Source organism: Roseobacter sp. YIN89 (genome assembly GCF_057219365.1).
The window spans coordinates 508,765-535,552 of record NZ_JBXVVD010000002.1 but is presented as its reverse complement, the minus strand read 5'-3'; the positions used below and the strand labels follow the sequence as shown (position 1 = coordinate 535,552).

Genomic DNA, 26,788 nt, shown 5'->3' with positions numbered 1-26,788 from the left:
TAGGGCAACCCTGCAATTAACCTCCGCACTAGTTTAAGCAAACCCCTTGGTTACTTGGGCTTCGGGCTTGAAAAGAACGTAATTCGCACTGTGACAGTTTTTCGCCAGTGCGATGTCTGACTGGCCATAAAAGTTACGTCAAATTTGCTCACGGAACCTGTAAAATGCGACCGTGTTCGAGCCACGTTTTAAGGCAATTTGGGATAAATTATGCCTCAATTCGCTATAAATGCGGCACATATTGGCCTTATTTCCCCGCTACAAATCTCGGTGACGCAACGTGAAATGGCCATTCTTGGATACGGGGCCACTACCTTTCAGAGCCGTATCTGGAGACGTGAAATGAAATACCGCTTTGCACAACGCACTATGGCAATGACCCTCGTGGTCTCGCTCACGTCCGGGCTGGCTATGAATGCGGTCATGTACGACTTTGCCTACGCGCAGCAAACCGGCGGTTCAGGCAACGGCAACTCCAGCAACACCAATGGCAACTCAGGTAACAGCAACGGTAACGGCGCATCAACCAGCACCGGTAACCAAGGCAATGGCAATTCTGGAAACACAAACGGCAATTCCGGTAACAGCAATGGCAACGGGTCATCCAACAGTGGTGGCAACCAGGGCAACGGGAACGGCAACCAAGGCAACGGCAACCAAGGCAACGGGAACGGAAACTTCGGAAATAGCCCGCGTACCGGTGACGACGGGGGGAGTAACGATTCTTATTACGACGACCGCGATCGCAACCCGCGTGCAAAAACAGCCAAGGGGCCCAACCCTAACGGTGACCGAGGTAATTCCGAACGCGCGCGCCAGCCAGCGCCGTTCGAGAAAACGCTCGCGCGTTTGTTCAGTGTACCGGGTCACCAAAAGGTCCGCGAGCAGGAGGTTGCTCCTGTAGCGCCCAAGCCGAAAGCAACAGTCAAACGCCGCCCGAGTTCCAAGACTAAAGTCGCGGGCCAAGTCCCAGCGGCGAATCCTTCACGTCCATCCAAGGCGGTAACCTCTCAGCCGGTCGAAACCGCTATGATCATCCCCGGTGGATCCGTTTCAGGTGGCGACCTCGAAGGATCGTTCGGAACAGGCGGCGCGGCCGCTGTGACCGATGCTGCGTTTCCTCCGCAAGGAACTGGCCGGAATCCCGTGAATGACGTTTCGGGCGGTTCCGCTGCCAATCAGGGGCAGGGCAATCAGACCGTTGGTCTTGATGCATCATCTTTCGATGAAAGCGACACCGCACAGGCCGCACCAGATACGCGCCAAGTTGCAAATGCGGGGCAAGGACGTGCCGTTTCAAGTCAGTCTGCTGGTGGCAGCACTGAGACTGCAGAAACGACCAGCGCAACGCAAAGCGAGCTTGCAGAGCGCGAGATGGCCTCTGTCTCCATGCGCCCGGCAGTAAAAGGTACTTTGCTTTCCGGTGCCCGTGCCAGCCTCGCCAGTGCACTGAAGTCGCTTGCTGGCGGTCAGGAAAACACCGCCGCCTTGACCGATGCCGCGCCAGAAAGCTTTCCGGGCATGCTGAACAGCTACCGCGTCGCTGCCTTGATAGAAATTGAACGCAAGGCCGTTTTTGACAATGCCGCAACAGTGACGTCTGTCGCATCCAAGGGCGCGATGGAGGCGGAGCTTGGCATGCTGGCAGCACTTCGCTCACAAAAAGATGCAACGTCTCAGCAAGAGCGTGCCGAAGCGATTGAAGAAATGACCAAAGCGCGTGCTGACATGTCCAGATCAGCACTTGCCTTGAAAGAAGCTAAGCGTGCCGAACTTGATGCGGCTGTGGCTCTGGAAAAGGCTCAGGTTGAAAAGTTTCGCGCCTTTGCGGCGATGCCCGGAGCGAAGGACCTGCCGCGTTCGGCCCGGGAAGAGTTGAACAACCTTCTGGGACTGCAGGAACTTGCGGCTTCGGTGCCTGCCTCTGCGACACAGCAAGACAGCGGCGATCTTCCACTGGATGATGACGTCTGACACGTATCGGAAAATTCAGACGAAACCCCGGCACCCTGTGCCGGGGTTTTTCTTTGCAGGCCCGTGAAGTTCTTATTCGAACTCTATAAGCAGATCTTTCGCGTCAATCTGACCACCCGGCGTTACGTGCACGGCTTTGATGACCGCATCCTTTTCGGCGTGGATGCCGGTTTCCATTTTCATGGCTTCGATAGTCAGCAACAGATCACCAGCCTTGACCTTGGCGCCAACTGCAGCGGCGACAGACGCAATCACGCCTGGCATAGGTGCGCCGATATGTTTGGCGTTACCGCTTTCTGCTTTTGGCCGGCTTTGCGTCGTCGCCTTAACCAGTCGATTTGGCACACGGATCACGCGAGGCTGGCCATTCAGTTCAAAGAAAACTTTTACTTCGCCGTCTTCATTGGTTTCACCGACTGCCTGCAACCGAATTTCCAGCGTCTTGCCAGGATCAATTTCGGCGGTGATTTCTTCGCCCGGCTCCATGCCGTAGAAAAAGGTGCGTGTCGGCAGAGTGCGCACAGGGCCGTAGGTACGGTGACGCCCCATGTAGTCAAGGAATACCTTGGGGTACATTAGGTAGCCGGACAGGTCTTCATCGTCGACGCTGCGGCCTTCCATCGCTTGTGAAACTTCCTTCCGTATCGCTTCCAGTTCTGCGGGCGGCAGGTGCGCCCCGGGGCGTTCAGTGTTCGGCTTTTCGTCTTTCAGCACTTTGGCCACAATATTGGCGGGAAAGCCGCCTGGTGGTTGGCCCAGATTGCCCCGCATCATATCGACGACGCTTTCCGGGAAAGACACATCGACTGAGGGGTCTTCCACGTCGGCACGCGTCAGACCCTGGCTGACCATCATCAACGCCATGTCGCCGACGACCTTCGAGGAGGGGGTCACTTTCACGATGTCGCCGAACATCTGGTTCACATCTGCATAAGTCTGCGCGACCTCGTGCCAGCGGTCCTCCAATCCGAGGCTTGCGGCCTGTGCCTTTAGGTTGGTGAACTGTCCACCGGGCATTTCGTGCAGGTAGACTTCGGAGGAGGGTGCCTGCATACCGGTCTCGAAAGCGGCGTAGTGCCCCCGGACCTCTTCCCAGTAATCTGAAATTTCGCGGATCGCCTTCGGATCGAGCCCGGTATCGCGATCGGTGTGGCGGAGCGCCTCAACCACAGAACCGAGCGTGGCCTGGCTTGTATTGCCGGATAGCGCGTCCATCGCACAATCGACGGCGTCAACGCCAGCTTCCGAGGCTGCGAGGATGGTTGCGCAAGCGACACCTGCAGTATCATGGGTGTGGAAATGTATCGGAAGCCCGACTTCGGATTTGAGCGCGCGCACCAGTTGTCGCGCAGCTGCAGGTTTTAGCAGACCGGCCATATCCTTCAGGCCCAATACATGGGCGCCCGCGTCGCGCAGGTCTTTGCCCATATCCACGTAATACTTAAGATTATACTTGGCGCGGTCGGGGTCGTTGATGTCGCCGGTATAGCAGATCGTCCCTTCGCAAATCTTGTTTTGCTCGATGACTGCGTCCATGGCGACACGCATGTTTTCGACCCAGTTCAGGCTGTCGAATACGCGGAATACATCGATACCTGTCTGAGCTGCGACGCGCACGAATTCCTGTACGACGTTGTCTGGGTAGTTTGTATAGCCGACGCCGTTCGATGCGCGCAGCAACATCTGGGTCATAAGATTGGGCATGGCAGCTCGCATGTCACGCAGCCGCTGCCACGGGCATTCCTGCAAGAAACGATAGGCTACATCGAAGGTGGCGCCGCCCCAGCATTCAACCGAGAAAAGCTGCGGCAGGTTGGCCGAATAGGCCGGAGCAACTTTGATCATATCGATGGACCGCATACGGGTTGCCAGCAGCGACTGGTGGCCGTCTCGCATTGTGGTGTCCGTAATCAGCAACTGGCGCTGCTGTTTCATCCAGTCTGCCACGGCCTGCGGGCCTTTTTGCTCCAGAAGGTTGCGCGAGCCCATCAGTGGCTCTGCGCGCTGTTTCGGTGGGCGTGGATCCTTGACATGGGTGGCGGGCAGGGGGCGGCTTTTGGTCTCTGGGTGGCCGTTGACGGTGATATCGGCAATATATGTCAACACTTTGGTGCCGCGGTCGCGTCGCCCGGAGAACTGGAAAAGCTCCGGAGTCTGGTCGATGAACTTGGTATGGTAGGTATTGTCCAGAAATGTCGGGTGTTTCAGCAGGTTCTCGACAAAAGCGATGTTCGTCGACACGCCGCGAATACGGAACTCGCGCAAGGCCCGGTCCATTCGCGCTATGGCGGCCTCGGGTGTCTGCGCTTTGGCTGTCACTTTAACAAGCAGGCTGTCGTAGTATCGCGTGATAACCCCACCTGAATAAGCGGTGCCGCCGTCAAGCCGGATCCCCATGCCGGTCGCCTCGCGAAAAGCTGTGATGCGGCCATAGTCCGGGATGAAGTTGTTTTGTGGGTCTTCAGTGGTAATACGGGTCTGAAGCGCGTGGCCATTGAGCCGCACGTCATCCTGCGTTGGCTTGTTGGTGGCCTCGGCGATGGTCTTGCCTTCTGCAATCAGGATTTGCGCCTGAACGATGTCAATGCCGGTGACTTCTTCGGTCACGGTGTGTTCGACCTGCACGCGTGGATTGACTTCGATGAAATAGAACTTGTCGTTTTCCATATCCATCAGGAACTCGACTGTGCCGGCGCATTCGTAGTTGACGTGTTTGCAAATTTTGTAGCCGAGGTCGCAAACTTCAGCGCGCTGGTCTTCTGTGAGGTACGGCGCCGGTGCCCGTTCCACCACTTTTTGGTTGCGGCGCTGTACTGAACAATCCCGTTCGAAAAGGTGATACATTCCGCCATGCTTGTCGCCGAGGATCTGAACCTCGACGTGACGTGCTCGCAGGATCATCTTTTCGAGATAGCCTTCGCCGTTGCCAAAGGCAGCTTCGGCTTCGCGGCGGCCCTCAAGGACCTTTTCTTCTAGTTCCGCTTCTTTGAGGATCGGGCGCATGCCGCGACCACCGCCGCCCCAAGATGCTTTGAGCATCAAGGGGTAGCCGATGTCCTTTGCCTCCACCTTGATCGCGGCCATATCGTCGCCAAGTACTTCTGTGGCGGGGATGACAGGCACACCTGCGGCAACTGCCACCCGACGGGCGGACGCCTTGTCGCCCAAAGCGCGCATGGTTTCGGCGCGTGGTCCAATGAAGGTAATGCCATTCTGGTCACAGGCGTCCACGAAGTCCGGATTTTCCGACAAAAGACCGTAGCCGGGATGGATCGCATCGGCGCCAGACGCTTTTGCGACGCGGATCATTTCATCAATGCTGAGATACGCCGCGACCGGTCCCAGACCTTCGCCAATGCGGTATGCCTCATCTGCCTTGAACCGGTGCAGCCCCAGTTTGTCTTCTTCCGCGTAGACCGCGACTGTCTTTTTTCCCATTTCGTTCGCGGCCCGCATGATGCGGATGGCAATTTCGCCGCGATTGGCGATCAGGATTTTCTTGAATTCTGGCATGGAGGCCTCTTTCTTGCGGAGCTTGGCGATTGTTTAAGCGGAACATACGCCTGCGTAAACACGTAGTACTGGGTATTTTGCCGCGCTGCGGCGAAGTATGCAAATATAAGCGCGCCGCAATGTGAAGTGCGGCACCTTACAGAACGTTATGCCTCAGGCCGGAATATTTGTGGTGTCAAAGATGCGGGGATGAGCCCAGATCAAATGGAGGTGGCAATTCGCTTAGGGATTTGGCACCCAACTGTCCCATGTTGGCCTGCAAGTCTTTTTCAAGGATGTCTATGAGGTGAGGCACACCGTTGGGGCCCAGTGCGGCAACCGCGTAGTGAAACGCGCGGCCCAGCATGACGAAGTTTGCGCCGCACGCAAAGGCGCGCAGGATATCGAGCCCGCCTTCGACGCCGCTGTCAAAAATAAGCGGCAAGGTCGTTGCCGCGCGTAGGCTGCGAAGTGCATCGATGGTTGCGGGGGCTGCGTCGAACTGACGGCCGGCGTGATTGGATACCCAAATTGCGTCAATGCCGCGGTCTTTCAGGGGTTGTGCGTCTTCGGCTCGCAGCACGCCTTTGACGATAAACGGTCCGGTCCAATGGTCGCGCAGCCAACTGACATAGTCCCAGTCGGGAGACGTGCGCAGCAAGTAGCCTGCGTGTAGAGTTGAAGACAGCGCCGTTGTGGTTTTCGGTGTATATTTTGCCAGTCCGCGCATGCGGGGCATGCCGCGAACTGCCATTCCCGCGGCCCAGACCGGACACCGCGCAACCTGCGACAGCAGCCGCGGCGTCAGGCGTGGCGGTTGCGTCAGGCCTGATCTTGTTTGCCTTTCCCTGCGTGAGGCCACCGGAACGTCAACCGTAAGAACAAGTGTGCTAAAGCCTGCAGAGCGTGCGCGCGCCAACATGTCGCGTCGGATGTCTTCGTCGCGTGGGGGGTACATCTGGAACCATGCATCCTCGCCGATACTGGGGGCGAGATCTTCGGGGGACTGACTGGCCACTGTTGACAGAGTGTAGGGAATTTGGGCGTGCCGGGCTGCGCGGGCCAGAATGGTTTCGGCATCCGGCCACATCAGTCCAGACATGCCGACCGGTGCAATTCCAAAGGGCAACGGACGCGTGTGCCCGAGAAATTTCGTGGAGAGGTCGGGTTTGACTTCGCCATGCAGGATTGATGGCCAAAAGCCGATCTCGTCCAGCCGTGCGCGATTTCGCGCTTTGGTCTGTTCCATTCCGGTTGCAGAATCCAGATATTCCCAGACGAAGGCCGGGATGCGCTTGCGCGCTTTGCGGCGCAGGTCGTCGATGGCGGGGTAGCGGCTGTGTAAATCCATTACGGCATTTGTGCCTTGCACGCGCAAATTGTCCAGCGGAGAAAAGCAGTGGAACAGAGTGTGAACTTCTCTTTAACTTTTGCGTCTCACAGGCTACATTGCGCCCATGAGCAGTTTTGATGACATGGATGCCTTTGAGGGCGCATCGCTGTCGGTGCGCGCCATGGCTGCGCGGCCGCAACCATACCTTGATGGGTTGAATGCCGCGCAACGCGAAGCGGTTGAGCAAATGGACGGGCCCGTTCTGATGCTGGCGGGGGCGGGAACCGGCAAAACCCGCGCCCTGACGGCGCGGATCGTGCACCTGCTGAACACCGGGCGCGCACGGCCGAACGAAATTCTGGCAGTTACTTTCACGAACAAGGCCGCGCGTGAAATGAAAAACCGCGTCGGCCAAATGCTGGGTCAACAGATCGAAGGCATGCCTTGGTTGGGTACATTTCACGCGATCTGCGTCAAGCTGCTGCGCCGTCATGCCGAACTGGCCGGTCTAAAGTCAAATTTCACGATTCTGGATACAGATGACCAATTGCGGCTGCTGAAACAGTTGGTTCAGGCGGAGGGGGTCGACGACAAGAGGTGGCCGGCCCGCCAGCTTGCCAGCATTATCGACGGCTGGAAGAACCGGGCCCTGACGCCGGACAAAGTACCGAGCGCGGACGCGGGCGCATATAACCACAAGGGTGTAAAGCTATATGCGCAATATCAACAAAGGCTCGTTGATCTGAACGCTTGCGATTTTGGCGATCTGCTGTTGCACATGGTAACCATTTTCCAAAATCACGAAGACGTTCTCAAACAGTATCAGCGCTGGTTCGCCTACATACTCGTCGATGAATATCAGGACACTAACGTTGCTCAGTATCTGTGGTTGCGCCTGCTGGCGGGGGGGCACAAGAACATCTGCTGCGTCGGTGACGATGATCAGTCGATCTATGGGTGGCGCGGGGCCGAAGTTGGGAACATTCTGCGCTTTGAAAAGGATTTCCCCGGCGCGCATGTCGTCCGACTTGAACAGAATTACCGCTCCACACCGCACATTCTCGGCGCGGCATCGGCTGTCATTGAAGGGAACAAGGGGCGGCTTGGCAAAACGCTCTTCACCGACCTGACCGAGGGCGAAAAGGTCAGGTTGATCGGTCATTGGGACGGCGAAGAGGAAGCGCGTTGGATCGGCGAAGAGATAGAGGCCGCACAACGCGGTACCCGGGGCATGGCCAAGTTCGGGTTGGAGCAAATGGCTATTCTTGTGCGGGCTTCGCACCAGATGCGCGCCTTTGAAGACAGGTTTCTGACCATCGGGCTGCCCTATCGGGTTATCGGTGGGCCGCGTTTTTACGAGCGCATGGAAATTCGTGATGCGATGGCATATTTCCGCATCGTGGTCAGCACGGACGATGATCTTGCCTTTGAACGGATCGTCAATACACCCAAGCGGGGCCTCGGCGACAAGGCTCAGCAAACCATTCAGCGCATGGCCCGTTCCAATGGCGTAAGCCTGTTTGAAGGCGCGCGGCTTTGCGTGCAAGCCAAGGCGATTGGCGGCAAAGGCGGCGCAGCCTTGGCTCAGTTGGTGGAAGGCATAGACCGCTGGGGCGGCCTGATGCGCGCGCGGGTGCCGGTGGATGCAGAAGCGGTGGTCGACGATGGCGGTGATGGCGCGCCAGAGATCAGTCACATGGAACTGGCCGAAATCATTTTAGACGAAAGCGGCTACACGGCGCATTGGCAAAATGACAAAACGCCAGAAGCGCCCGGACGTCTTGAGAACCTGAAGGAATTGATCAAGGCGCTTGAAAGCTTTGAGAACCTGCAGGGTTTCCTCGAACATGTAAGTTTGATCATGGATAACGAATCCGATGAGGCGGAGCAGAAAGTGTCGATCATGACCTTGCATGCTGCCAAAGGATTGGAGTTTCCGGTCGTATTTCTTCCAGGATGGGAGGACGGACTGTTCCCGTCGCAACGCTCCATGGATGAAAGCGGGGTCAAGGGGCTGGAGGAGGAACGGCGGCTAGCCTACGTCGGCATCACACGGGCCGAAGAGGTGTGCACGATTTCCTTCGCTGCCAACCGGCGGGTTTTTGGCCAGTGGCAAAACTCTCTGCCGTCTCGTTTTATTGACGAATTGCCCGAAGCACATGTGGATGTGCTGACACCACCTGGGCTGTATGGTGGAGGGTACGGGGCTGCAGCGCCGCGCAGCACGTTGCACGAGCAGGCAGCAGAAGCGAATGTTTATAATTCTCCGGGATGGCGGCGTCTGCAGTCGCGCAGTTTCGAGCGTCCGATGAGCCAACCCAGAGAAGCGCGAAATACTGTAATCGACGCGGCAGCGGTATCGAGCTTTACCGTCGGCGAACGGGTGTTTCACCAAAAATTCGGTTACGGGTCAATACAAGCGATAGAAGGTGACAAACTCGAAATTTCTTTTGAAAAGGCGGGTGTAAAGAAAGTCGTTGCGAAATTCGTGAACGCCGCTGACGACATCCCGTTTTAGATCGGTTGCGTTTGATCGCGCTCGTTAGGCAATAAGCAATCGAGCACGACACAAGATGTAATGTCCCGCACTTGGAAAAGAAAAAAGCGGCTCTCGGGAGGAGAGAGCCGCTTTCTCTTTTTGCGGGATAAAGGGAGGAGAAACCCCGCAAGATCGTTCGGGCGCGTGGCCCTGTAATAAGGGACGGTGGCATCCGGGAGGAGGATAGATGCCACCGCCTTGTCACAGACACCCCAGGGAGGAGGAGAGGAATGCCTGATCCGGTGATACCCACGAACCGGTGTTTTGGTTCCGGGTGCATGCGTTTTTCCCGCATGCTTTGTTGGTGAGCGGCAACATCCGGGAGGAGGTGGACGTTACCGCTGACATTCGCGCGTTTCAGGGAGGAGGAGAGAAACGCTCGAAAATCCTTTTATTACTGGCGCGCTAGGTGGCCTTCGGCCGCTTCACGTGCGATGCCTCGCAGCATAGACCGGCTCATGCCCAGATCCGCGAGTTCGCGATCGCTCAACTGGTGAAGCTCGCTCAGAGTGGTGCGGTACACCCGGTTCTTTGCATACGCGTTGGCCGCTGTTTCAAAAGCGTGTGCCAGTGCTGTAAGTGCGCGCTCAATCGTGCTGTCGGTTCGTGTCTGTGTGTAGTAAGCCATATCTCTAACTTTCGGATGTTCGTTACTTGTGATCCATAATTAGGCTAATGCTGCGCTTGCACAATACCTGCTTCGACAATGCTGCTATGCAGCAAATGCATGGGCGACGCTAGGTAAATTTATGCTTTGTGCTAATGGTTTAGGCAGTTGAGGCCCGGGAATTGTTTTGGCGCTAACAGGTGCTACATGAAGTGGCGCAATGAGGAGAAAATGGGCATGTCGATAACAAGAGCGCAAATTGAGGCCGCACTGGAAAAGGTCACGCTGCCTGATGGCCGCAGCCTGATGGCACATGATTTGATTCGTGCACTTGTTATCGATGATGGTGTTGTTCGCTTTGTCATAGAGGCACCTTCGCCAGAAGTTGCTCGCCAAATGGGTCCGCTTCGCGATGCTGCGGAAAAAGTGGTTGCGGACCTTCCGGGTGTGAAAACTGCAACTGTCGCGCTGACGGCGCATGGGCCTGCTGAAAAGAAACCTGAGCCACCCAGTCTGAAGATCGGTGGCCATCCCAAACCGCAGTCCGGGCCGACGAAACCGTCCGGTGTAAAGCGCATTCTGGCGATAGGGTCTGGCAAGGGTGGCGTTGGCAAATCGACCGTGTCTTCGAACCTGGCGGTGGCGCTGGCGCGGGCTGGCCGCAAGGTCGGTCTTTTGGATGCTGATATTTATGGCCCCAGCCAGCCGCGAATGATGGGTATCAACAAGCGACCAGCCAGCCCTGACGGAAAAACGATCATCCCATTGCATGCCCATGGCGTCACTATGATGTCCATTGGGTTCATGCTTGAAGAGGGCAAGGCTGTTGTGTGGCGCGGACCGATGTTGATGGGCGCTTTGCAGCAGATGCTGGGGCAGGTGGAGTGGGGCGAGCTTGATGTGTTGCTCGTCGACTTGCCGCCGGGGACGGGGGATGTGCAGCTCACACTATGCACCAAGTCCGAGCTGACCGGGGCGATTGTTGTCAGCACACCGCAAGATGTCGCTTTGATCGATGCCCGCAAGGCGTTGGATATGTTTGCCACTTTAAAAACGCCGGTGTTGGGGCTGATAGAAAATATGTCGATGTTCGTTTGTCCCGATTGCGGGGCACAGCATCAGATTTTCGGGCAGGGCGGTGTTGCTGCCGAAGCTGAGCGGTTGGGTGTTCCATTATTGGGCGCTTTGCCAATCGATCTCGAAACACGCCTCGCTGGAGACGGCGGTACTCCAATTGCAGCAGGTGATGGACCGATGGCCAAGGCCTATGCGCAAATCGCGCAAGGGCTGATCAAAGGCGGGATGGCTTAGTCAGGTTGAACGCACCGTTACGCGCGACACTATATACAACGAATGCAAGGAAGCTTTTAGCGAGGCTGTCGCGCTGAAGCGAGGACGTACAGTTGCCGAAACGATAATGCGATTTTTCGAGCGACGATGCGGTGACGTGCAATCGTGGTCGGCGCGCCAATAAATTTGGCTTCATCGACCCGGGATTAGACCGCGCGGACGCTGTGTGCATCGAACTGCGCACGCGCTTCTAGGTCTTTAAGTCAACAAACGTGAATGTACTGCGCCATAGGCTTTCCTGGGCGACCTGTGAGTGCGCATGGGAAATCGTGGGAGCGTTCCATCGAAATTGGTGGCGTGGGGGCGAATCATTCGCCAGATTCGCTTATTCTGGCTTGATTTCTCTGAATTGACGTGAGAACAATTTGTGAACAAAGGTGGTTTCTTGACGCTGCGTAACAATTTCTTGGGAAAATGTGGGAACTTTTCTCAATTTTTCATCTTTACCATATCTGGTGGCTCACTCGCTCTAGAATACTAAGTATTCCGAATTTTATAAGATTTCCCGTCTATATCTTGTTTTCGGAGTGTCGAGAAAGCAAGATTTTGTGCTGATGTGCGTAAAAATCCCTTGCTGTACCATGAAATCCCGCGTTATACCTTTCTACATCAGATGAGAGCGAGACCCGGGGCACCAAACGACCCCAAACCAAAAAAACTCTAGCAGGTTTCATACAGGCACCTCGATTTCATCCGAACCAAGAGATCCGGCGCGCGAGCGAGCAGACATCCCCCCAGGTGGCGCGCGCAGCTGGACTTCCCCGCAACGCGGGACGAGGGCGGCGGGTTGATCAGTGGCAGCAGATCAACCCGCCGTTTCTATTTCAGGCGGGGGCGCGCCGCTGATCGGGCGGCGCAAAAGATTGGGAAGAGGCAGTGGGTCGCAGGTTTAGAGGCGAAAGCCATCACAAAGTCGATGCGAAGGGGCGGGTGTCTATCCCGGCCTCTTTTCGGCGTGTGATTGAGGCGGCCGACCCGAACTGGTCTTCTGGTGCTTCGCCCGAGTTGGTCATTGTTTACGGCGACCATCGCAGGAATTACCTTGAATGCTACACGATGGAGGCGATCGATGAGGTCGACGCCAAGATCGATGCGCTGCCGCGCGGATCGATGGAGCGTCGTATGCTTCAACGTCTCTATCATGGTCAGTCGTTTCCTACCTCAATAGATGAGACAGGGCGCCTCGTGCTGCCAGCCAAGTTGCGCCAGAAAATTGGCCTCGATAAAGAGGCGTTTTTTATTGCTGCGGGCGACACATTCCAGATTTGGCAGCCAGAGACCTATCAGGAAGAAGAGGCCGCGCGCACCGAAGCATGGCTGGATGAGTTGCCTGACGACTTCGACCCGTTGGAGTTCCTCGATAAGCCAAAAGAGGTGCATTGATGGCTGCTGCTGCCACAGCTCAATCGTCTTCTCCCCACATCCCTGTTCTGCTGCCCGCAATTCTCAAGGCTGTAAGCCCCCTGTCAGGGGTTTGGCTGGATGGTACCTTTGGCGCAGGTGGATACACACGTGCATTGCTTGATGCCGGTGCAGAAACGGTCATCGCGGTTGATCGTGACCCGATTGCTTTTGAAATGGCCGCCGAGTGGGCCGGTGATTATGGCGACCGACTGGTGCAATGCCAGGGTGTCTTCTCTCGTATGGATGAGTACGGCACGGATTTGAGCGGGGTTGTGCTGGATCTGGGCGTGTCGTCGATGCAGCTTGATCAGGCGGAGCGCGGGTTTTCGTTTATGAAGGACGGCCCGCTCGATATGCGGATGAGTCAGGCGGGGCCGACAGCAGCCGATATTGTCAACGAGGCCTCTGAAGAAGAGATCGCCGACATACTCTTTCACTATGGAGAAGAGCGTGCCAGCCGTCGCATCGCGCGGGCCATCCTGCGCGCCCGTGAAGAAGCTCCGATAACTGAAACGTTGCATCTCGCACAGATTATCGAAGGGTGTTTGCCGCGGGCCAAGCCGGGGCAATCTCACCCCGCAACACGGAGTTTTCAGGCGCTCAGAATTGCCGTCAACAACGAGTATCACGAGTTGTTCGAAGGGCTTATGGCTGCCGAACGCGCGTTGGGAGAGGGCGGCAAGCTGGCTGTGGTCACGTTCCATTCAATCGAGGACCGGATGGTAAAGCGGTTTCTAACCGAGCGTGCCGGCGCCGGGGGCAACGCCAACCGTTATGCGCCTCAGGTCGAGACGGCGGCGCCGGCATTTGTCCTGCCGCAGCGAAAAGCAATTGCCGCCGACGAGGAAGAAATCGCGCGAAATCCGCGTGCGCGATCCGCAAAGCTGCGTGTGGCGGTGCGTACCGGTGCGCCCGCCGGTCGCGTTGACGCCAAAAAGATTGGTATGCCAATGGTCAAAAAGAGGGTGGCATGAAGGCATTTTTTTACATATTTACAATAGGGTGCGTCATTTCCTTGGCCTTTTGGGCGTATCGTGAAAACTACCTGACGCAAGCGGCTCTTGCTGAAACCCGCGAACTGCGACAAGACATCAGGCTGACGCACGAGCGTCTATCTATTTTGCGCGCAGAATGGGCGTATCTCAACCGACCCGACCGGCTGCGCGATCTTGCAGAGATCAATTTTGATCGTCTGGGACTTTTGCCTTTGCGCCCCGAGCAGTTTGGCCACGTGGATCAGGTGGCATACCCGCCCAAACCTGAGCCTGAGCTCTTCAATGTCATTGATGTTGCAAACCTAACTGACGGGGAAATCCTGCCATGATCCGTACGCCTCTGCGTCCGCTGGCACGTATTCTTGATGCACGTTCCAAAGGCGAAAACCCTGATGCGATCGAGCGCGAAAATATTCGGATCCGTCACGAACAGATGCGCGATCAGGCGAGACAACGGGCCGAGGGTCGCTTGTTGGTCTTGGGCGCTTTTTTTGTCGGTGCGTTCCTGGTTGTGGGTTTGCGGATGGGCATGCTGGCCACGTCAGAGCCGCAGGAGCCGCGCGTCGACGTACCGGGCGCGCAAATTCATGCTGCGCGCGCAGACATTGTGGACCGCCACGGAAACCTGCTGGCAACCAATTTTGAAACCCATGCGCTTTACGCACAGCCCCCACAGATGATCGATCCGCTGCATGCGTCGCAGGAACTGGCGCGCATTTTTCCGGATCTGAAAGCCGAAGACCTCTACGAGGATTTCACTGGCAAGCGCAAATTCCTGTGGATCAAGCGGAAAATCAGTCCTGAACAGATGCAGGCGGTGCACGAAATCGGCGATCCCGGTTTGTTGTTCGCCTCTCGCGACATGCGGCTTTACCCCAATGGTCAGCTGGCCGCGCATGTGTTGGGCGGGGCCAGCTTTGGACGCGAAGGTGTGACTGCGGCCGAAGTCATCGGCGTGGCCGGCGTCGAGAAATATTTCGATGACTACCTGCGCGACCCGGCAAATGGCACCCAGCCGTTGCAATTGTCTTTGGATCTTACCGTGCAGGCAGCCGCGGAACGTGTGCTTCACGGCGGCATGCGCTTGATGAATGCAAAAGGGGCGACATCGATCTTGATGGATGTGCACACCGGCGAGGTCGTGAGTGTCGTGTCGCTACCAACTTTTGATCCGAATAAACGCCCGCGCCCGGCGGTAGCGGGTGACCCCTCGGACAGCCCTTTGTTCAACCGTTCGGTGCAAGGTGTGTACGAATTGGGCTCGACCTTTAAGATATTTACTGTCGCTCAGGCGATGGATCTTGGCTTGGCTGGTCCCGAGACCATCATCGACACCAAGGGGCCGTTACGCTGGGGTAAACACCGCATCAGCGACTTCCGTAACTACGGCGACGAGATGTCAGTGACTCAGGTCATAGTCAAAAGCTCGAATATCGGGACAGCCCGGCTGGCTCAAAGCATTGGCGTGGAACGCCAGCGCGCATTTTTGAAACGCTTGGGTATGCTTGAGGCGACGCCCTTCGAAATCGTCGAGGCGGGTGGTGGCAAACCTTTGCTGCCAAAAAACTGGTCCGAGTTGAGCGCAATGACGATTTCATACGGGCATGGGCTCTCGACGTCCCCCATGCATCTGGCCGCAGGCTACGCGGCCATTGCCAATGGCGGTTACAAGGTGCAGCCCACGATTCTCAAACAGGAACAGGTCTCGTTGGGAGAACAGGTCTTTAGTGCGCGCGCCAGCGCCGCGGCGCGCAATATGTTGCGCAGTGTCGTCACTGAAGGAACCGCCAGCTTTGGCGAGGTGGTTGGCTATGCGGTCGGCGGTAAAACGGGGACGGCCGACAAGCCGCGCCCGCAAGGGGGCTATTACGAGGACAAGGTAATTGCCACATTTGCCTCGATTTTTCCAGCACACGATCCGAAATACGTTCTCATCGTGACACTGGATGAGCCTGTCGAAACCACTGGCGACAAGCCGCGCCGTACCGCCGGTTGGACAGCTGTTCCAGTGGCGGCTGAGATGATCCGCCGTGTTGCTCCCCTGTTGGGCATCCGACCAACCGTTGAACCTGCTGCGGTGACCGATATAAGGCTGAGCAGCAATTGAAGCACCGGGTGGGGCCATGGGCGCGCAGACAAAATCGCTGACAGAACTGGGATTGACCGCGCGCGGCGGTCGCAGTGCAGAGATCACAGGTCTATCTGTTGACAGTCGCGATGTCTCACCGGGTCATTTGTTTTTCGCACTGCCGGGTACCCGCGTTCACGGTGCTGATTTTGTCCCCAAGGCCATCGAAATGGGCGCATCCGCAATTCTGACCGATGCAGAAGGGGCGGCCTCTGCCGCCAGTGCCCTGAACCAAAACGATGTTGCCGTGATCGTCTCGGAAGCGCCACGCGAGGCGCTCGCGCGTGCCGCCGCGCTCTGGTTTGGCGTTCAGCCCAGCACAATCGTTGCCGTCACAGGCACGAACGGCAAAACCTCGGTTACGAGTTTTGTGCGTCAGATTTGGTCGATCCTCGGGCACAGTGCGATCAATGTGGGCACCACGGGTATCGAAGGTGCATGGTCTGCTCCATTGGCTCATACAACCCCCGAGCCGATTACCTTGCACAGAGCTTTGGCTGCGGCCACCAATCAGGGCGTGACCCATGCTGCTATGGAAGCCTCCAGCCACGGCCTCGACCAACGCCGACTGGACGGGGTGACGCTTGCAGCTGCCGGGTTTACCAACTTCACTCAGGACCACCTCGACTACCACGCTAGTTTCGAAGACTACTTCGATGCCAAGGCCGGGCTTTTTGCGCGCCTGCTGCCCGAAGAGTCCACGGCAGTCATCAATATAGATGTAGAGCGTGGCGTGGACATGGCGGCCATTGCTCAAGCGCGCGGGTGTCCGGTTATCAGCGTCGGGCGCGATATCGGCGATCTCCATCTCGGAAACATACAGGTGGACGCCACCGGCCAGACAGTGTGTTTCAAGTATCTGGGCGAGCAGTTCGTTCGGCGGCTCAAGCTGATTGGTGATTTTCAGGCTGAAAACGTGATGCTTGCCGCGGCTTTGGTTATTGCCTGTGGTGACGAGCCAGAAGCTGTCTTTAGCACGCTGGAAGACCTCAAGACTGTCCGGGGGCGCATGCAGCTTGCCGCAACGCGCGAGAATGGTGCTGCGATCTTTGTGGATTATGCCCACACGCCGGATGCAGTCGCAACGGCGCTCAAGGCGCTGCGCCCGCACGTCTTGGGCAGGTTGATCGCGATTGTCGGTGCCGGAGGCGACCGGGACGCGACCAAAAGGCCTCTTATGGGACAAGCCGCTGCAGAGAATGCAGATTTGGTGATTGTGACGGATGACAACCCGCGTTCGGAAGATCCGGCCGCAATTCGTGCATCTGTTTTGCTCGGTGCGCCGGATGCGATGGAAGTGGGGGATCGGGCAGAGGCAATCTTGCGTGGGGTGGACGCTCTGGGACCGGGTGACGCCTTGCTGATAGCGGGTAAGGGGCACGAGACCGGTCAGATTGTCGGCGATGATGTTTTACCATTTGACGATGTCGAGCAGGCGAGTGTTGCAGTTTCCGCCTTAGACGGGCGCATGGCATGAGCTTGTGGAGCGCACAGGAGGCCGCCGCCGCCACGGGGGGGCAGAATACCGCGGAATGGTCAGCCAGTGGCGTGTCGATCGATACCCGCACTTTGCAACCTGGCGATCTGTTCGTTGCGCTGAAGGACGCGCGCGACGGTCACGAGTTCGTCGAAAAGGCATTTGAAAAAGGGGCAGCAGCAGCACTCGTTCGGCATATTCCGGATGGTGTCGATCCGGCCAAACCGCTTTTGATCGTTGACGATGTGCAATCGGCACTCGAAGCTCTCGGGCGTGCAGGGCGCGCGCGCATGACAGGCAAGGTGGCCGCCGTTACGGGCAGCGTTGGAAAAACATCGACGAAAGAGATGTTACTGGCCATGATGTCGGATCAGGGCCGGGCACACGGGTCGGTTGCCAGTTATAACAATCATTGGGGTGTCCCGCTTACGCTGGCTCGCATGCCACGTGACACCGAATATGCGATTATCGAAATCGGCATGAACCATCCCGGTGAAATTGCGCCGCTGGCGCGTATGGCGTCTCCCCACGTGGCGCTGGTGACAACCGTCGCAGCCGCACATCTGGAAGCTTTTGATAACATCACGGGTATCGCAGTGGAAAAGGCCTCCATATTTGAGGGGGTATGCCCCGGTGGTGTTGCCGTTCTCAACGCGGACATCGACACCTCGGCGATCCTGATGTCCAAGGCGATGGATTGCCAGTTGCGTGACATCACCTTTGGTGAAAATGGTTACGATTTCAAAATGTTAAGCGCTGACATTCAAGATGAAACAACAGTCGTGCGGGCTGAAATGGCAGAACAGCCGCTGCTGTACAAAATCGCCTCTCCGGGCAAGCACTTTGCCATGAATGCGCTTGGCGCACTGGCCGTTATGGCAGCATTGCACGCAGACATCGCGCTCGCCGTGGGCTCACTCGGACGGTGGAAACCTTTCAAGGGGCGCGGCCAGCGCGAACGCATTCACCTCGACGCCGTAGATACCAGGCTGACGCTTGATCTGCTGGATGACAGCTACAACGCCAACCCCACCTCAATGGCAGCTGCGTTGGAGGTTCTGGCCGGCGCGCGCACGACAAATGACATTGGCCGGGTCTCGAAGGGGCGGCGCATCGCCTATCTGGGCGACATGAAAGAACTCGGCCCTGACGCAATTGCGCTGCATGCAGGGCTGGCCCACCTCGATGCAATGACACAAATAGACAAGGTCTATTGTATCGGTCCACTCATGCGCAGCCTGCACGACAATCTGCCGGACTCTCAAAAAGGCAACTGGTTCGAAAGCGCCGAGGAAGCCGCGAGGCAGGTTCGGCGTCACCTCGATAGTGGCGATGTGGTACTGGCCAAAGGCTCGCTTAGCATGAAACTCGCCGTGGTCGTTGACGCCATTCGCAAAATGGGACATCCCCCGCTGCAAGAAGAATAAGGAAACGCCATGCTCTATTGGTTGACGCTACTGTCGGACGGGGGGGATTTTTTCAACCTTTTTCGCTATATCACCTTTCGTGCGGGCGGTGCCTTTCTGACGGCACTTGTTTTCGGTTTCCTCTTTGGCAAACCGCTGATTAATGTTTTGCGCCGCAAGCAAGGCAAGGGCCAACCGATCCGTGATGACGGCCCGGAAGGGCACTTTATCAAGGCCGGCACGCCGACAATGGGCGGTTTGCTGATCGTGGGGGCCCTGCTGACTTCAACCTTGCTTTGGGCACGGCTCGACAATCCCTTCATCTGGATCGTGCTCTTTGTCACAATGGCCTTTGCCCTGATCGGGTTTTTGGATGACTACGCAAAGGTTTCCAAACAATCTACTGCTGGTGTCCCGGGGCGCGTGCGCCTCGCCATCGGATTTGCGATTGCGGCGACGGCGGCAATCTGGGCGGCCCAGTACCACCCCGACGCGCTGCAGTACAGGCTGGCGCTGCCGGTATTCAAAGACACGCTGATCAATCTGGGGTTTTTCTTTATCCCCTTTGCGATGATCGTCATTGTCGGCGCCGCCAATGCGGTCAACCTGACAGACGGGCTTGACGGGCTGGCAATCATGCCGGTGATGATCGCAGCTGGAACGCTGGGTGTGATCGCATATGCGGTCGGTCGCGTCGACTTCACCGAATATCTTGATGTGCATTACGTGCCCGGCACCGGTGAAATACTGATCTTTACCGCCGGCCTCTTTGGCGGTGGCTTGGGCTTTTTGTGGTACAATGCGCCTCCCGCGGCTGTTTTCATGGGAGATACAGGGAGCCTCGCGCTCGGTGGTGCGCTTGGCGCTATTGCAGTCTCGACCAAGCACGAAATCGTTCTGGCCATTGTGGGTGGGCTCTTCGTGGTCGAAGCGCTCAGCGTCATCATTCAGGTGCTGTACTTCAAGAAAACCGGGAAAAGGGTCTTCCTCATGGCGCCGATCCATCACCACTACGAAAAGAAAGGATGGGCCGAAAGTACCATCGTGATCCGCTTCTGGATTATCTCGCTTATCTTGGCCATGATCGGACTGGCCACGCTCAAGGTGCGCTGAGGCAGGTGGCGAATATGCTCTCTCACTTTGCCCAAAAAACTCCGGGGGGCCGCGAAGCGGCGGGGCAGAGCCCCTCGCGGGTTGTAACATGATCCCGGTAAACGGCGTGCGCGGCGTCCGTATCGCCGTATTGGGCCTCGGCCGCAGCGGTCTGAGCGCTGCGCGGGCATTGCGCGCCGGCGGTGCCGCAGTAACGTGCTGGGACGATAATGGCGAAGCGCGTCAAAAGGCCGAAGCCGAGGGGTTCGTGTGCCAACACCTCTCGAAAGCGGACCATTTTCAGGACATCGCGCGCCTTATCGTTAGCCCTGGGATTCCGCACCTCTATCCCGCGCCCAACCACGTAGTCGCCGCAGCGCTTGATGCCGGGATTGCCGTCGACAATGACATCGGCCTGTTTTTTCAGTCCTTCGCGACATCGGACTGGCAGAAATTCGATACCGTACCGCAGGTTGTTGCGGTTACCGGGTCCAACGGCAAATCCACTACTTCCGCGCTGATCCATCACTTGCTCGGTCACGCGGGCAGACCGGCCACGTTGGCGGGCAATATCGGCCGCGGAGTCCTTGACATCGACCCGCCACAGGATGGTGAAGTCGTTGTGCTGGAATTGTCCAGTTACCAGACAGAGCTGGCGCGCGCCCTGACGCCGGACATCGCCGTGTTCACCAACCTGTCGCCGGATCACCTTGATCGTCATGGTGGGATGGGGGGGTATTTTGCGGCCAAACGACGGCTTTTTGCCGAAGGCGGTCCAGACCGTGCCGTCATTGGCGTGGATGAACCCGAAGGGAAGTTCCTCGCGGGGCAACTGTCTGAAGGTCGAGCGGATGACCGGGTGATCCGGATGTCGGTGACGCAAAAACTTACTGGACCGGGCTGGCAGGTTTTCGCGCGCAAGGGCTTTTTGTCCGAGTACCGCAAGGGACGGCAGGTCGCTTCGATCGATTTGCGTACAATTGCCGGGTTGCCGGGATCGCACAATCATCAAAACGCCTGTGCGGCTTATGCAACAACGCGCGCGCTGGGCCTCGCGCCAAAGGTTATCGAAGCCGGCTTTCATAGCTTTGCAGGGCTGCCGCATCGCAGCCAGTTGGTCGCAGAGGTTGACGGTGTCCGCTTTGTGAATGACAGCAAGGCCACCAATGTGGATGCAGCGTCAAAGGCGTTGGCGGCTTTTGACGCCATACGTTGGATCTGTGGCGGCCTCGAGAAAGACGGCGGATTGGACGCGTTGCGAAATGCTGCTGGCAATGTGCGCAAAGCCTATGTGATTGGCCGCGAAGCGGCGAATTTTGCCATCCAGCTTCCGGTCGAGGCAGAGGTTTGCACCACCATGGAAAACGCCGTGGCGCGGGCGTCTGAAGACGCGCAGCCGGGTGAGGTCGTGTTGCTCGCTCCTGCGGCTGCAAGCTTTGATCAGTATGACAACTTCGAACAACGCGGCGAAGACTTTATGAAACAAGTCCGCAAGAAGTTGTAGCCGTTATCCCGATAAGGCGCGCGCCGCGGCAATGCCTGAGGACCAAGCCCATTGAAAGTTGTAGCCGCCCAGCCAGCCGGTAACGTCAACCGCTTCGCCGATAAAGTAGAGCCCGGGTACATTGTTAACTTCCATTGTTGATGACGACAAAGCGTCAGTCTCTATCCCGCCCAGCGTAACTTCGGCGGTGCGGTAACCTTCTGTGCCTGACGGCACCATCACCCAGTTTTCCAGACGATCAACAATTGCACCCAACCGCTTGTCCGACTGGTCCGCGAGATTCCCGCTCAAATCCATGCTGGCAGAGAGGTGATCGACCAGCCGAGCAGGCAGCGCTCGCGCCAGTTCTGTTGTGAGGTTACGACGCCCCGACTGTTGTCGCCGCGCGCGCAATTCGTCGCGCAAGGTGTTCGAAGGATTCAGGTTAATACAGATATCTTCGCCTTCCCGCCAGTAAGAAGACGCCTGCAAAACGGCAGGGCCAGACAAGCCCCGATGGGTAAAAAGCACGGCTTCGTCAAAGCTGGTACGCTTTGTCGTTACCCGTGCCTGTGCTGACACGCCGGAAAGTGCGGCAAAGTGGCCTCCGGGAAACGTAAAGGGTACGAGGGCCGGGCGGGTTTCAGTAACAGGTACGTCAAAACGCTGCGCAATATCATAGGCCAGCCCTGTTGCGCCCATTTTCGGGATTGATTTGCCACCAGTGGCAACAACCAGTGAATGGGCCAGAACCTCGGTGCGACCTTTCTCCCCGTTTAGGGAAAAGGAAAATCCTTCCGGCGTCTTTGCAAAGTCGCTTGCAGTGGTTTGCAAACGCAAATCCACTTGGTTTCGCTGTAACAGGTCGCGCAGCATTGTAATGATCTCTTTGGCTGAAACGTCACAGAATAGCTGTCCCAGTGTCTTTTCGTGCCACGCGATGCCGTGCCGATCGACCAAATCAATAAAGTCCCATTGGGTATAACGGGCGAGCGCGGATTTGGCGAAATGCGGGTTTTGCGACAAAAACGTGTCCGGTGCGCAGTACATATTGGTGAAATTACAGCGGCCCCCGCCGGAAATGCGTATTTTCTCGCCGGGCGCGCGAGCGTGATCCACCAAGAGCACGCGCCCTTGGGTATGCGCTGCACACATCATACCGGCTGCACCCGCGCCTATGATCGCCACATCGACCTTCATGCAGCAGCAACTGGCGCGAAACCACGGAATTGGCAAGCGTTCAGGCTAGCTTTGGCTGTCATTTCACGTTAGAATCGTCGGATCAGACCCCGAAAACGGGGCGAACGGCAGTGTAATATTCAAGGCAGGCACCCATGACGGAAATGGTCTATGGCGCAGTTCCGGTTCGCGATGGCGAACCGATCCTCCCCAAATGGTGGCGCACGCTCGACAAATGGTCGATGTCCTGCATCTTGTTGCTATTCGCGATAGGGCTGTTGTTGGGGCTTGCTGCATCCCCGCCACTGGCCGCCAAAAACGGGTTCGAGCCGTTTCACTACGTTCAAAGACAGGCGGTCTTTGGTTTTCTGGCTCTCGCGGCGATGTTTGTCACGTCGATGATGTCGCCCGTGCTGGTGCGCAGGCTTGCTGTTATCGGTTTTTTGGTTGCGTTTGTGGCTTTGGCGCTGTTGCCATTCTTCGGGACGGACTTTGGCAAAGGGGCGGTGCGTTGGTATCGGCTGGGCTTTGCGTCAGTGCAGCCTTCGGAATTCCTCAAGCCCGGCTTTATCGTCGTTGGGGCCTGGATGATGGCGGCATCCGCCGAATTGAATGGCCCGCCCGGCAAAACGTGGTCCTTCGGGCTGTGTGTCAGCCTGGTGTTGATGCTTGCTCTGCAGCCTGACTTCGGTCAGGCCTGTCTGGTGCTTTTCAGTTGGGGGGTTATGTATTTCGTGGCTGGCGCGCCGATGGTTCTGTTGGTGGGCATGGCTGGTCTGGTCATTTTTGCAGGCACCATAGCATACAGCAATTCAGAGCATTTTGCCCGCCGGATCGACGGCTTCTTGAGCACGGACATCGACCCGACAACACAAATGGGCTATGCCACTAACGCCATTCAGGAGGGCGGTTTCTTTGGTGTTGGTGTCGGCGAGGGGCAGGTGAAATGGTCGCTGCCGGATGCGCACACGGATTTTATCATCGCCGTCGCGGCTGAAGAATACGGCCTCGTGCTCGTCCTTGTTATCATTGTGCTATACGCGAGTGTCGTGGTCCGGTCCCTGTCGCGTCTCGTCAAGGAGCGCGACCCTTTCATCAGGCTGGCCGGTACCGGTCTTGCCTGCACTCTTGGTGTACAGGCGATGATCAACATGGGGGTTGCCGTACGCCTGCTGCCGGCAAAAGGTATGACGCTGCCATTCGTCAGCTACGGCGGTTCGTCGATTATCGCCTCTGGCATTGCAGTGGGCATGCTTCTGGCCTTTACACGCAACAGGCCGCAAGGCGAAATCAGTGATCTGCTGTCCCGGGGGCGCGGGCGATGACAGAACCTTTGCTCTTGATTGCGGCGGGCGGCACCGGTGGTCATATGTTCCCCGCGCAAGCGCTTGCCGAGGCAATGCTGGCGAGGGGATGGCGGGTGCGACTTACGACCGATGCGCGCGGCGCCCGCTATACCAGCGGCTTTCCTCCTGAAACAGAAATCATCGAGATCAGGAGCGCAACCTTTGCGCGCGGTGGTGTGGTCGCGAAACTGGCCGCACCGTTTCAGATTGGCGCGGGGACTATTGGTGCGGTCCTGTCTTTCCTGCGCGACAAGCCGGCTGTTGTTGTAGGCTTTGGCGGCTACCCGACGATTCCGGCAATGGCGGCTGCGTACTTGCTCAAACAACCGCGGATGATTCACGAACAGAACGGTGTGCTCGGGCGCGTCAACGCGTTGTTTGCGCCGCGTGTTGATGCCGTTGCTTGTGGCACATGGCCTACGGCACTGCCAGAAGGTGTCGAAGGATACCACGTCGGAAATCCGGTGCGCGCCGCCATTCTGGAAAGGGCCGAGGCCGGTTATATTTCGCCAGGCGACTACCCCATGGAAGTCCTTGTCATTGGCGGTAGTCAAGGCGCACGTATCCTGAGCGACGTCGTCCCGCCCGCAATTGCCGGCCTGCCGATGAAGATGCTGCAAAACCTGCGCGTGAGCCATCAGGCGCGTGGTGAAGATCAGGAACGTGTTGCAAAATACTACGCAGAACACGGGATCAAGGCTGACGTGCAGCCGTTTTTCTCTGACGTGCCGCGGCGTTTGACCGAGGCGCAACTTGTGATCAGTCGGGCAGGGGCGTCATCGGTTGCCGACCTTTCAGTAATCGGCCGCCCGTCAATATTGATTCCCTTTGCTGCAGCGACAGGAGACCATCAGACCGCAAATGCCCGTGGGCTGGTCGAAGCAGGTGGCGCGATCATGGTCCCGGAATCCAAGGCAAACCCAGAAGCCATGACAGAAATGATCCTGTCGGTGCTGGACAATCCCGACGGAGCGATGCAAATGGCGCGCTCAGCCGCCGGGTTCGGAAAACCCGATGCGACAGAGGCCCTCGTAGGCATGGTCGAAGAGCTGGCAGCAAAAGGACAGTCATCATGAGCGCAGCAACCAAACTGCCGGGGGATGTGGGCCCCATTCATTTCGTTGGCATCGGCGGCATCGGCATGTCGGGTATCGCTGAGGTGTTGCTCAACCACGGGTATACCGTTCAGGGCTCTGATCTGAAGGCGACAGCGATTACGCGGCGGCTGCAAAACCTCGGGGCTCATATTTTTGACGATCAGCAAGCGGCAAACGTCGAGAATGCAGAGGTGGTCGTGATTTCGAGCGCGATCAAGCCTGGTAATGCCGAGTTGGACGCAGCGCGCGCGCAGGGTTTGCCGGTGGTCCGGCGGGCGGAAATGCTGGCGGAACTTATGCGGCTGAAGTCGAACATTGCCGTAGCAGGGACGCATGGCAAAACGACGACCACAACGATGGTAGCTACGCTTTTGGACGCCGGTGAATTCGACCCGACCGTTATCAATGGGGGCATCATCCACGCCTACGGCTCGAACGCGCGTAAGGGCGAGGGCGAGTGGATGGTTGTCGAAGCAGATGAAAGCGACGGCACTTTCAATCGCCTGCCTGCTACGATCGCAATTGTCACGAACATTGACCCAGAGCATATGGAACACTGGGGTGACTTCGATACGTTGCGCCGCGGATTTCTCGAGTTTGTGTCGAACATTCCGTTCTACGGTGTTGCTGTATGCTGCACCGATCATCCGGAGGTGCAGGCACTCGTAGGCCGGATCTCTGACAGGCGCGTCATCACCTACGGGTTTAACGCGCAAGCAGATGTAAGAGCCGTCAACCTGCGTTATGAAGGCGGCGTTGCGTATTTCGACGTGGCGCTTCAGGCCGAAGGCATCATCATCGACGGGTGCAGCTTGCCGATGCCGGGAGATCATAACGTTTCTAACGCCTTGTCTGCCGTGGCTGTGGCACGCCATCTGGGGATGAAGGGCGATCAGATACGCACGGCCTTGTCTGCTTTCGGCGGTGTTAACAGGCGATTTACCCGCGTCGGCGAAATTAACGGCGTGACGATTATTGATGACTATGGCCACCACCCTGTCGAAATCGCCGCCGTGCTGAAAGCGGCGCGGCAGGCAACGGACGGACGCGTGATCGCCGTGCACCAGCCGCATCGCTATTCGCGCCTGTCGAATTTGTTTGAAGATTTCTGCGCCTGTTTCAACGACGCCGATGTGGTGGGCATTGCCGAAGTGTTTGCCGCAGGCGAAGATCCCGTTGAGGGCGCGAGCAGGGATGATCTGGTGGCAGGCCTTATCCGTCACGGGCACCGGCACGCGCGCGCGGTGGTAGATGAAGATGATCTGGAACGGCTGGTACGCGAACAGGCACGGCCGGGCGATATGGTGGTCTGCCTCGGGGCGGGCACCATAAGTACTTGGGCCAACAGTTTGCCGAACCGGCTGCACAAGGGGGCTGCTTGATGGCTCTGCTTTGGGCATCCTGCTTGTGGGTACTGGCGTCTGCAGCGGTTGCCTTGCTTCCGATGCGATACCAATACGTGCCGGGAGTTATGCTGCTGGTGGCGGCACCGATTCTGATCCTTTGGATCGGTGTGGGCTATAGCTGGTTGGCCGCAGCCCTTGCGCTTTTTGCCTTTGTTTCGATGTTTCGCAACCCGTTGCGTTATTTTCTGGCCCGCGCACGCGGGCAGCATCCGGAGATTCCGAAATGAGCCTATCTTTGACACTGGCGGCCTTCTGGGCCGTCATCGCGAATGTTTTGGCCATGCTGCCCAGCAAGGATCAACACTGGCGGAATGCATACATTCTAATCGCAGTGGGTATTCCGATCGTTGGTTTCGTCACGTGGCAACATGGCCCTTGGATCGGAATGCTGGTCATGGCGATGGGCATGTCAGTTCTTCGTTGGCCGGTCATATATCTTGGCCGCTGGATCAAGCGCGTCACAATGCGCTAAGACCCGTT

Annotated in this window: 20 protein-coding genes; 16 read left to right on the top strand and 4 right to left on the bottom strand. The window is 57.5% G+C overall.

The genetic code is table 11. The features are described from left to right. The first annotated feature begins 285 nt into the window (after positions 1–285). Positions 286–1,974, top strand: coding sequence for a hypothetical protein (locus tag AC2D8V_RS08750; RefSeq protein ID WP_484733145.1), 1,689 nt, complete (start codon positions 286–288; stop codon positions 1,972–1,974). Positions 1,975–2,046: 72 nt separating this feature from the next. Here AC2D8V_RS08750 and AC2D8V_RS08745 read toward each other — a convergent pair whose 3' ends face one another. Both AC2D8V_RS08745 and AC2D8V_RS08740 read right to left on the bottom strand, forming a co-directional pair. Further along, on the bottom strand, positions 2,047–5,487 hold the full coding sequence (locus tag AC2D8V_RS08745; RefSeq protein ID WP_484733144.1) for a pyruvate carboxylase: 3,441 nt from the start codon (positions 5,485–5,487) through the stop codon (positions 2,047–2,049). Positions 5,488–5,662: 175 nt separating this feature from the next. Further along, positions 5,663–6,817 carry an alpha-hydroxy acid oxidase gene (locus AC2D8V_RS08740; RefSeq protein WP_484733143.1) on the bottom strand — a complete coding sequence of 385 codons (1,155 nt, stop codon included), beginning with the start codon at positions 6,815–6,817 and terminating at the stop codon, positions 5,663–5,665. 106 nt (positions 6,818–6,923) lie between these two features. On the opposite strand from AC2D8V_RS08740, the gene AC2D8V_RS08735 reads away from it, so the two are divergent. Then, positions 6,924–9,317 carry an ATP-dependent helicase gene (locus tag AC2D8V_RS08735; protein WP_484733142.1) on the top strand — a complete coding sequence of 798 codons (2,394 nt, stop codon included), beginning with the start codon at positions 6,924–6,926 and terminating at the stop codon, positions 9,315–9,317. Between the two features lie 415 nt (positions 9,318–9,732). Here AC2D8V_RS08735 and AC2D8V_RS08730 read toward each other — a convergent pair whose 3' ends face one another. Beyond that, a complete protein-coding gene (locus AC2D8V_RS08730; RefSeq protein ID WP_484733141.1) occupies positions 9,733–9,966 on the bottom strand; it encodes a DUF1127 domain-containing protein in 234 nt (77 codons plus the stop codon). Positions 9,967–10,182: 216 nt separating this feature from the next. Here AC2D8V_RS08730 and AC2D8V_RS08725 point away from each other — a divergent pair, with 216 nt between their 5' ends. From AC2D8V_RS08725 to murD, 9 genes are all read left to right on the top strand, one after another. After that, positions 10,183–11,256 carry an Mrp/NBP35 family ATP-binding protein gene (locus AC2D8V_RS08725; RefSeq protein WP_484733140.1) on the top strand — a complete coding sequence of 358 codons (1,074 nt, stop codon included), beginning with the start codon at positions 10,183–10,185 and terminating at the stop codon, positions 11,254–11,256. A 915-nt stretch (positions 11,257–12,171) separates the two neighbouring features. After that, positions 12,172–12,678 (top strand): division/cell wall cluster transcriptional repressor MraZ, encoded by a 507-nt coding sequence (gene mraZ / locus AC2D8V_RS08720; RefSeq protein WP_484733139.1) that lies wholly within the window; start codon positions 12,172–12,174, stop codon positions 12,676–12,678. Beyond that, positions 12,678–13,673, top strand: a complete 996-nt coding sequence (gene rsmH, locus AC2D8V_RS08715; RefSeq protein ID WP_484733138.1) for a 16S rRNA (cytosine(1402)-N(4))-methyltransferase RsmH — start codon at positions 12,678–12,680, stop codon at positions 13,671–13,673. The genes mraZ and rsmH overlap by 1 nt, the downstream gene beginning before the upstream one ends. Beyond that, a complete protein-coding gene (ftsL, locus tag AC2D8V_RS08710; RefSeq protein ID WP_484733137.1) occupies positions 13,670–14,023 on the top strand; it encodes a cell division protein FtsL in 354 nt (117 codons plus the stop codon). The genes rsmH and ftsL overlap by 4 nt, the downstream gene beginning before the upstream one ends. Beyond that, entirely contained in the window at positions 14,020–15,801 is a 1,782-nt protein-coding gene (locus AC2D8V_RS08705) for a peptidoglycan D,D-transpeptidase FtsI family protein (protein ID WP_484733136.1), read from the top strand. The genes ftsL and AC2D8V_RS08705 overlap by 4 nt, the downstream gene beginning before the upstream one ends. A gap of 16 nt (positions 15,802–15,817) precedes the next feature. After that, complete coding sequence (locus tag AC2D8V_RS08700; RefSeq protein WP_484733135.1) at positions 15,818–17,299, top strand: UDP-N-acetylmuramoyl-L-alanyl-D-glutamate--2,6-diaminopimelate ligase; 1,482 nt, start codon at positions 15,818–15,820, stop codon at positions 17,297–17,299. After that, positions 17,296–18,726 (top strand): UDP-N-acetylmuramoyl-tripeptide--D-alanyl-D-alanine ligase, encoded by a 1,431-nt coding sequence (locus tag AC2D8V_RS08695; RefSeq protein WP_484733134.1) that lies wholly within the window; start codon positions 17,296–17,298, stop codon positions 18,724–18,726. The genes AC2D8V_RS08700 and AC2D8V_RS08695 overlap by 4 nt, the downstream gene beginning before the upstream one ends. Positions 18,727–18,735: 9 nt before the next feature. Beyond that, on the top strand, positions 18,736–19,818 hold the full coding sequence (mraY, locus tag AC2D8V_RS08690; protein WP_484733133.1) for a phospho-N-acetylmuramoyl-pentapeptide-transferase: 1,083 nt from the start codon (positions 18,736–18,738) through the stop codon (positions 19,816–19,818). An 88-nt stretch (positions 19,819–19,906) separates the two neighbouring features. Continuing rightward, positions 19,907–21,301: a UDP-N-acetylmuramoyl-L-alanine--D-glutamate ligase gene (murD, locus tag AC2D8V_RS08685; protein WP_484733132.1), complete on the top strand. Its 1,395-nt coding sequence runs from the start codon at positions 19,907–19,909 to the stop codon at positions 21,299–21,301. A gap of 3 nt (positions 21,302–21,304) precedes the next feature. Here the strand turns inward: murD and AC2D8V_RS08680 are convergent, their stop codons facing one another. Then, complete coding sequence (locus AC2D8V_RS08680) at positions 21,305–22,480, bottom strand: BaiN/RdsA family NAD(P)/FAD-dependent oxidoreductase (protein WP_484733131.1); 1,176 nt, start codon at positions 22,478–22,480, stop codon at positions 21,305–21,307. Between the two features lie 134 nt (positions 22,481–22,614). Here AC2D8V_RS08680 and ftsW point away from each other — a divergent pair, with 134 nt between their 5' ends. The 5 genes from ftsW to AC2D8V_RS08655 are packed head-to-tail and all read left to right on the top strand — an operon-like array spanning position 22,615 to position 26,780. Then, positions 22,615–23,784 (top strand): putative lipid II flippase FtsW, encoded by a 1,170-nt coding sequence (gene ftsW, locus AC2D8V_RS08675; RefSeq protein WP_484733130.1) that lies wholly within the window; start codon positions 22,615–22,617, stop codon positions 23,782–23,784. Further along, positions 23,781–24,881, top strand: a complete 1,101-nt coding sequence (locus tag AC2D8V_RS08670) for a UDP-N-acetylglucosamine--N-acetylmuramyl-(pentapeptide) pyrophosphoryl-undecaprenol N-acetylglucosamine transferase (RefSeq protein WP_484733129.1) — start codon at positions 23,781–23,783, stop codon at positions 24,879–24,881. The genes ftsW and AC2D8V_RS08670 overlap by 4 nt, the downstream gene beginning before the upstream one ends. After that, positions 24,878–26,284 (top strand): UDP-N-acetylmuramate--L-alanine ligase, encoded by a 1,407-nt coding sequence (gene murC / locus AC2D8V_RS08665; RefSeq protein ID WP_484733128.1) that lies wholly within the window; start codon positions 24,878–24,880, stop codon positions 26,282–26,284. The genes AC2D8V_RS08670 and murC overlap by 4 nt, the downstream gene beginning before the upstream one ends. Further along, positions 26,284–26,535, top strand: a complete 252-nt coding sequence (locus tag AC2D8V_RS08660) for a DUF2484 family protein (RefSeq protein ID WP_484733127.1) — start codon at positions 26,284–26,286, stop codon at positions 26,533–26,535. Before murC ends, AC2D8V_RS08660 begins: the two co-directional genes overlap by 1 nt. Beyond that, a complete protein-coding gene (locus tag AC2D8V_RS08655; RefSeq protein ID WP_484733126.1) occupies positions 26,532–26,780 on the top strand; it encodes a DUF2484 family protein in 249 nt (82 codons plus the stop codon). The genes AC2D8V_RS08660 and AC2D8V_RS08655 overlap by 4 nt, the downstream gene beginning before the upstream one ends. Positions 26,781–26,788: the final 8 nt, after the last annotated feature.

Coding starts and splice junctions, on each gene's coding strand:
- AC2D8V_RS08695 (WP_484733134.1), top strand. CDS start 17,296: ATGAGCTTGTGGAGCGCACAGGAGGCCGCCGCCGCCACGGGGGGGCAG.
- AC2D8V_RS08680 (WP_484733131.1), bottom strand. CDS start 22,480: ATGAAGGTCGATGTGGCGATCATAGGCGCGGGTGCAGCCGGTATGATG.
- murC (WP_484733128.1), top strand. CDS start 24,878: ATGAGCGCAGCAACCAAACTGCCGGGGGATGTGGGCCCCATTCATTTC.
- AC2D8V_RS08750 (WP_484733145.1), top strand. CDS start 286: ATGGCCATTCTTGGATACGGGGCCACTACCTTTCAGAGCCGTATCTGG.
- AC2D8V_RS08740 (WP_484733143.1), bottom strand. CDS start 6,817: ATGGATTTACACAGCCGCTACCCCGCCATCGACGACCTGCGCCGCAAA.
- AC2D8V_RS08660 (WP_484733127.1), top strand. CDS start 26,284: ATGGCTCTGCTTTGGGCATCCTGCTTGTGGGTACTGGCGTCTGCAGCG.
- AC2D8V_RS08745 (WP_484733144.1), bottom strand. CDS start 5,487: ATGCCAGAATTCAAGAAAATCCTGATCGCCAATCGCGGCGAAATTGCC.
- ftsL (WP_484733137.1), top strand. CDS start 13,670: ATGAAGGCATTTTTTTACATATTTACAATAGGGTGCGTCATTTCCTTG.
- AC2D8V_RS08730 (WP_484733141.1), bottom strand. CDS start 9,966: ATGGCTTACTACACACAGACACGAACCGACAGCACGATTGAGCGCGCA.
- mraY (WP_484733133.1), top strand. CDS start 18,736: ATGCTCTATTGGTTGACGCTACTGTCGGACGGGGGGGATTTTTTCAAC.
- ftsW (WP_484733130.1), top strand. CDS start 22,615: ATGACGGAAATGGTCTATGGCGCAGTTCCGGTTCGCGATGGCGAACCG.
- AC2D8V_RS08735 (WP_484733142.1), top strand. CDS start 6,924: ATGAGCAGTTTTGATGACATGGATGCCTTTGAGGGCGCATCGCTGTCG.
- AC2D8V_RS08700 (WP_484733135.1), top strand. CDS start 15,818: ATGGGCGCGCAGACAAAATCGCTGACAGAACTGGGATTGACCGCGCGC.
- murD (WP_484733132.1), top strand. CDS start 19,907: ATGATCCCGGTAAACGGCGTGCGCGGCGTCCGTATCGCCGTATTGGGC.
- AC2D8V_RS08725 (WP_484733140.1), top strand. CDS start 10,183: ATGTCGATAACAAGAGCGCAAATTGAGGCCGCACTGGAAAAGGTCACG.
- AC2D8V_RS08655 (WP_484733126.1), top strand. CDS start 26,532: ATGAGCCTATCTTTGACACTGGCGGCCTTCTGGGCCGTCATCGCGAAT.
- AC2D8V_RS08670 (WP_484733129.1), top strand. CDS start 23,781: ATGACAGAACCTTTGCTCTTGATTGCGGCGGGCGGCACCGGTGGTCAT.
- rsmH (WP_484733138.1), top strand. CDS start 12,678: ATGGCTGCTGCTGCCACAGCTCAATCGTCTTCTCCCCACATCCCTGTT.
- AC2D8V_RS08705 (WP_484733136.1), top strand. CDS start 14,020: ATGATCCGTACGCCTCTGCGTCCGCTGGCACGTATTCTTGATGCACGT.